Here is a 5,524-nt window from a genome sequence, read left to right on the forward strand (position 1 = left end):
CCGCGAACAAATCCTTGATCGCCAGCGGCGCGCCTTCCAAGAGACCGCCCTCGCCGCGCGCCAGGCGCTCGTCGGAGGCTTTCGCCATCGCCAAGGTCTTGGCTTCATCGAAGGCCGTGAACGCATTCAGCGCGCCCTGGGCCGACTGGCAGGCGGCCAGCGCCTCTTTCGCCAATTCGGTGGCCGAGACTTCGCGCGCCCGCAACTTGGCGGTGACGGCTTCAAGGGAGAGTTTGAGGAGATCGCTCATGGTCTCTATTCCACGCTCTTGGGCACAACGAAAAATCCGTCTTCGCTGCTGGGCGCATTGGCCAGCACCTTGTCGCGAATCCCGCCATCATTGACGACATCCTCGCGCTGCGGCAGCGGGAATTTGACCGGTGTGGTCATCGGCTCGACGCCTTCGATATCGACCTCGTCGAGCTGTTTGATCCAGTCGAGAATCCCGTTCAACTCGCCCACCAGCGTGTCGATACGGTCTTTCGGTTCGGCAAGGCGTGCGAGCCGGGCAATGCGGCGCACATCATCAGCGGTGACGGACATGAAATCAGCTCCGGACAATCGAAGCCGACTGAGTAGCAATACGCCTTCGCAGGTGCAAGAAAGCTTGACGGCAAACCGCACCGGGAGCATCTCGACGCCATGGCCCTGATTGATCTCTCCGACCTGCCGCAAGGCCCGATCCTTGCGCTCGATCCGGGCTCCAAGACGATCGGCGTCGCCTCATGCGGCGCCACGCGCGGCCTCGCCACACCGGTCGAAACCATCCAGCGCACCAAATTCACAGCGGACGCGGCGCGCATTTTCCAGCTCTATGACGAACGCAAGGCCGTCGGCCTGGTGATCGGCCTGCCCTATAATATGGACGGCACGGAAGGCGCCCGCGCCCAGTCTTCACGCGCGCTGGCGCGCAATCTGCTCGGCCTGCGCGATATCCCGATCCTCTTCCAGGACGAACGCCTCTCAACCTTCGAGGCCACCGAGGCGCTGATCTCGGCGGGCATGCGCCGTGATCGCCGCAAGGAAGTGATCGATGCCCATGCTGCCGCCAATATATTGCGCAGCGTGCTCGACCGGCTGGAGCATTTATAGCCATGATCCTCGCCGCCCTCTTCCCGATCTTCGGTGTCATCGCGATTGGCTGGCTCTTGCGCCGCTCCGGCCTGTTGCCGGACAATAGCTGGGGCCCGGTCTCGCGCCTCGCCTATCTCGGCCTTTCCCCGGCCCTGCTGTTTACCGCCATTGCCCGCGCCGATCTCTCCTCGATCACGCTCGGGCCCTTCCTGATCGCCGCCATACTCGGCTTCCTGGCGATGGCCGCCATCATGCTGGCGCTCAAACCCGTCCTGAAAATCCCCGACCCGACCTATACCAGTGTCTTCCAGGCCGTGTGCCGCTGGAACGGCATGCTGATCCTGGCGCTCGGCATCGCGCTGTTCGGCGACCAGGGCGAAATCCTCGTCGCGCTGGTGATGGTCGTCTCCATCCCGCTGGTGAATATCGAATGCGTCGCCGCGCTGGCCGTCTGGGGAGAAGGCGCGGCCCCCAACTGGCGCTCCATCCTCTACCGGATCGTCACCAATCCGCTGATTCTCGGCTCGGTCGCCGGCGGCGTCGTCAATCTGGCGCATATCCCGGTGCCCGCCGCACTCATGGACACGCTCACCCTGATGGGCCAGGCCGCGCTGCCGCTGATCCTGCTCTCGGTCGGCGCCGGCCTCAACTTCACCACCCTGCGCGCCCGCCCGCGCCTGCTCGCCCTCTCCATCTTCCTCAAGCTGATGATCGGCCCGCTGGTCTTCTACGGCGTCGGCCGCGCCATGGGCCTGGAGGGCATCCCGCTGACCATCCTCCTGCTCACCGGCTCCTCGCCCGGCGCCGGCTCGGCCTATGTCCTGGCCCAGCAAATGGGCGGCGACGCCCCCTATTCCGCCGGCGACATCACGGCGTCGACGCTGTTCTGCTTCATCACCATTCCGTTCTGGTTGTGGTTGCTGGGGTGATCGCCCGTCCTTCTCCAGCGGAGAAGGAAATCCAACCCGCGCAAGTAGTTCTGCAGCCGGTACACCGGCAGCGACATGTCTGGACGGGTTTTTGCTCGCCTTTGGCGCCGCGCAATCTATATCTGTCGGTTCTGTCCCGGCCGCGAGTGCCCGCATGCGCCTGACCCTGATCCAGATCGACGAGACCAGCACCCGGCTGCGCGGTAAATTCCAGCGCTATCCGCCACAATTCCAGTCGCTGTTTGCCGCCGCCGGCGCCGATATCGACTGGCGCACCGTGCTGGTCCTCGACGGCGATCAATTCCCCGATCCGGCCAGGCTCGAGGGCATTGTCCTCACCGGCTCGAAATACGGCGTCTATGACAACCCCGTCTGGATCAAGCCGCTGCGCGATTTCATCCGCGCCGCCTATGCCGCCCGAACCCCGATGCTCGGGGTGTGCTTCGGTCACCAGATCATGGCCGATACCCTGGGCGGCGATGTCCGCGTGGCGCCGAATGGCTGGCAATTGGGCCGCCAGACCTATCGCTTCACCGCGGACCGCCCGGCCTGTTTCGATGAACTTCCCGACGAAATCGCCCTGCTCGCCAGCCATCAGGACCAGGTCCTCACCCCGCCGGCTTGTGCCCGCACCTTCCTCGCCTCGGCCGGCTGCCCGCATGCCGGCCTGGTCTATGAGACCGGCGCCGCCATCAGCCTGCAACCGCACCCGGAATTCGACCGCGACTATGCCACCGCCCTGGTCGGCCTGCGCCTCGGCAACCCCCTCAACGCCGACGAAGTCGCCGCCCTGGTCCGCCGCATTGACGGCCCGCTCGATGACCTGCCCCTGGCACAGGCGCTCGTCCGCTGCCCAGGCGGGGCGTAGGGGTAACTTTCTCCTATAAAACAATAACTTGTCATCCCGGACGGATGCCCCGCGCAAGCGGGGCGCAGATCCGGGACCCAGACGCCCGAGATTTGGTGCGTCAGCAGCCGGGCGGTGGAAATCTGTCCCTCAGCGCGCTGGATTTTCGCTGCCGGGTCTGGGTCCCGGATCTGCGCCCGGATCGCTGCGCGTCCGGGCATCCGCCTGCCCTCGCGAAGGCGAGGGTCAGGCATGACAAGGGTTTGATGGTTTTGGATAATATGTGCCAGCGCGCGCCCAGACCCTGCCCTGAATGTCTTGCCGGGATCGGGCCTGAGTGGATTTACGCGGTCAAGGGCCGCTTTGCGGCCGCCCGCGGCTTCGCCCTTGACCGCGTAAATCCACTCAGGCAGGCGGCTTGCAAGAGCTTCAGGGATAGCTCCGCCGCTGGTGCGAGCGAGTGCTGTTCGCTTTTTGTTCCCCTCCATGATACCCTCACCGGTTCCTATCCGAAATCGGACCGGCGTGGCCCATGGGATATTCGATCAAATCGGCGAGAATCATCAAGCGGCTGAAACGAGACGGCTGGGAACTGAAATCAATCGACGGCGATCACCACAATTTCCGCAAGGCCGGCGAGCGCTACATCGTCACCGTCCCGCACCCATCCAGGGATATTCCGATCGGGACCCTGCGCAGCATCTTCCGCTGCACCGGCTGGGACTGGCCGCCGGTCGCTGGCGATTTTTGAGACCCGGCAAACGCATTTTGGTGGCGTGGCAGTTCACTTTTGTGTATATAGTGTGTAACCGCACACACGGAACCCGCCATGAACAAAACCTTCTACGCCCTCATCCACGCTGATGAAGCCGGCCATTACGGTCTCTCTTTCCCCGATGCGCCGGGCGTCATTGCGGCGGGCACCAGCGTCGAAGACGCCATTGCCGCCGGTCGCAAGGCGCTGCGCTCCAATTTCAACGCCTTGGAAGACGAGGGCCTGCCGCTGCCAAGCCCGCGCTCACTCGACACCCTGCTCGCCGATCCCGATTTTCGCACCGACCGTAGCGATGCGCAGGCAGTCATCGCCCTCGCCCCGGCCCCCAGGACCGGCCGCTCGATCCGCATCAATATCAGCATCGACGAATTCGCCCTGGAACGGATTGATGAGCTCGCGCGGCGAAGGGGGCTGACGCGGTCGAGGTTGCTGGTGGAGGGGGCTTTACGGGATGTGTGATGGGAAGCGCCCTTCTCCTCCGCGGGCGGGAAAGCGGCCGATGGGGACCGAAGGCGGCACCACGCGACGGGCGAATCTCATTGTCTCTTGTATTATCCACACCTTGTCATCCCGGCCGGATGCCCGGACTTGATCCGGGTGCAGGGCCGGGACCTACCCGCAATTCCAGCTGGATTAGCGGGTAGGTCCCGGATCTGCGCCCCGCATCCGCGGGGCATCCGTCCGGGATGACAAGCTTTTGATTATATTTGAACATCTGGCCCACTCAGCGCCTAGACCTCGCCCTGAATGTCTGGCCGGGATCAGGCCTGAGTGGATTTGCGAGGTCAAGGATGAGCGGCGGCGCTCTCCTTCTCCCATGGGGAGGAGGTGCCCGAAGGGCGGATGAGGGGGAAGACCGCCGGTTGGCGATTGGCGAACGCTGGTCCTGACACCTTGCGCCAGCCCGCCTCACCCGCCCGGAGCCTGCCCCGGACCGGCTGAAGACCGGATCCGGGGGGCACGCTCTCCTCACGGGGAGGGACGCCTCCCCCCTTGCCACCACGCCCCTCGCCGCCTATACCGCGCCGACCCCTTCACCGGGTCGCTTTCAAGCGGGAGGCGGGATGAGCCGCGCGGAATTTTCCTACGATTTCCCTCACCGTCACCTGTTATCGGTGGCTGACCTCAATCCTGTTGATATCGCGATTATTTTCGAGCGCGCCGAACACTTTCTCAAGCGCAACCGGACGCCGGACAAATCGTCTGAGGAATTGCGCGGGCTGACCGTGCTCAATCTCTTCTTCGAGGCCTCGACGCGCACCCAGGGCAGTTTCGAGATGGCGGGCAAGCGGCTCGGCGCCGATGTCGTCAATTTCGCCATGGCCTCGTCCTCGGCATCGAAGGGCGAGAGCCTGTCGGATACGGCACGCACCCTGGCGGCGATGCGGCCGGATATTCTCGTTGTGCGCCATCCGGCGACCGGGGCTCCGAAATTCCTCGCCGATGCGACCGGTCTGGCCGTGATCAATGCCGGCGACGGCATGCATGAACACCCGACCCAGGCCCTGCTCGACAGTTTCACCCTGGCCCAGCGTTGGGGCTCGGTCGGCGGACGGCGGATATTGATTGTCGGCGATATCCTGCATAGCCGCGTCGCGCGCTCCAATATCGGCCTGCTGAACATACTCGGCGCCGAGATCCGCCTGTGCGCACCGCCCACCCTTTTGCCGACCGATGTCGATCAATGGGGCGTCGAGGTCTTCCATGATCTCGATGCGGCGCTGGTGGGATGTGATGCGGTGATGGCGCTACGGCAGCAGAAAGAGCGCATGACCGGCGGTTTCGTGCCGTCGGAACGCGAATTCTTCCACCTGTTCGGGCTGACGCATGAGCGGCTCGAGGCCGCCTCGCCGGATGTGCTGGTGATGCATCCCGGGCCGATGAATCGCGGGGTGGAAA

The 5,524-nt window shown here is 64.5% G+C and carries 8 protein-coding genes; 6 read left to right on the plus strand and 2 right to left on the minus strand.

All coding sequences use genetic code 11. The annotated features are described in order from the left end of the window. Positions 1 to 250 (minus strand): amidase family protein (locus AAC023_RS13380; protein ID WP_339741697.1); only part of this gene is annotated, 250 nt, incomplete at its 3' end. A gap of 5 nt (positions 251 to 255) precedes the next feature. After that, positions 256 to 543, minus strand: coding sequence for an Asp-tRNA(Asn)/Glu-tRNA(Gln) amidotransferase subunit GatC (gene gatC, locus AAC023_RS13385; protein WP_339741698.1), 288 nt, complete (start codon positions 541 to 543; stop codon positions 256 to 258). Between the two features lie 99 nt (positions 544 to 642). Between gatC and ruvX the strand changes: the two genes are divergently transcribed. The 6 genes from ruvX to AAC023_RS13415 all read left to right on the plus strand — a co-directional run. Beyond that, a complete protein-coding gene (gene ruvX, locus AAC023_RS13390; RefSeq protein WP_339741699.1) occupies positions 643 to 1,092 on the plus strand; it encodes a Holliday junction resolvase RuvX in 450 nt (149 codons plus the stop codon). Between the two features lie 2 nt (positions 1,093 to 1,094). After that, positions 1,095 to 2,003 (plus strand): AEC family transporter, encoded by a 909-nt coding sequence (locus AAC023_RS13395; protein ID WP_339741700.1) that lies wholly within the window; start codon positions 1,095 to 1,097, stop codon positions 2,001 to 2,003. Between the two features lie 154 nt (positions 2,004 to 2,157). After that, positions 2,158 to 2,871 carry a type 1 glutamine amidotransferase gene (locus AAC023_RS13400; protein ID WP_339741701.1) on the plus strand — a complete coding sequence of 238 codons (714 nt, stop codon included), beginning with the start codon at positions 2,158 to 2,160 and terminating at the stop codon, positions 2,869 to 2,871. 511 nt (positions 2,872 to 3,382) lie between these two features. Next, a complete protein-coding gene (locus AAC023_RS13405; RefSeq protein WP_339741702.1) occupies positions 3,383 to 3,601 on the plus strand; it encodes a type II toxin-antitoxin system HicA family toxin in 219 nt (72 codons plus the stop codon). Positions 3,602 to 3,679: 78 nt separating this feature from the next. After that, the gene (locus tag AAC023_RS13410) at positions 3,680 to 4,084 is read left to right on the plus strand and encodes a type II toxin-antitoxin system HicB family antitoxin (protein WP_339741703.1); all 405 of its coding nucleotides are present in this window, start codon (positions 3,680 to 3,682) and stop codon (positions 4,082 to 4,084) included. A gap of 605 nt (positions 4,085 to 4,689) precedes the next feature. Beyond that, on the plus strand, positions 4,690 to 5,524 hold an 835-nt coding region (locus AAC023_RS13415; protein ID WP_339741704.1), incomplete at its 3' end, for an aspartate carbamoyltransferase catalytic subunit.

Origin of the sequence: uncultured Maricaulis sp., assembly GCF_963976135.1 — a bacterium.
GTDB lineage: Bacteria > Pseudomonadota > Alphaproteobacteria > Caulobacterales > Maricaulaceae > Maricaulis.

Excerpts from the sequence above, each read along its gene's own strand:
- AAC023_RS13400 (WP_339741701.1), top strand. The coding sequence starts at position 2,158 with ATGCGCCTGACCCTGATCCAGATCGACGAGACCAGCACCCGGCTGCGC.
- AAC023_RS13405 (WP_339741702.1), top strand. The coding sequence starts at position 3,383 with ATGGGATATTCGATCAAATCGGCGAGAATCATCAAGCGGCTGAAACGA.
- ruvX (WP_339741699.1), top strand. The coding sequence starts at position 643 with ATGGCCCTGATTGATCTCTCCGACCTGCCGCAAGGCCCGATCCTTGCG.
- AAC023_RS13395 (WP_339741700.1), top strand. The coding sequence starts at position 1,095 with ATGATCCTCGCCGCCCTCTTCCCGATCTTCGGTGTCATCGCGATTGGC.
- AAC023_RS13410 (WP_339741703.1), top strand. The coding sequence starts at position 3,680 with ATGAACAAAACCTTCTACGCCCTCATCCACGCTGATGAAGCCGGCCAT.
- gatC (WP_339741698.1), bottom strand. The coding sequence starts at position 543 with ATGTCCGTCACCGCTGATGATGTGCGCCGCATTGCCCGGCTCGCACGC.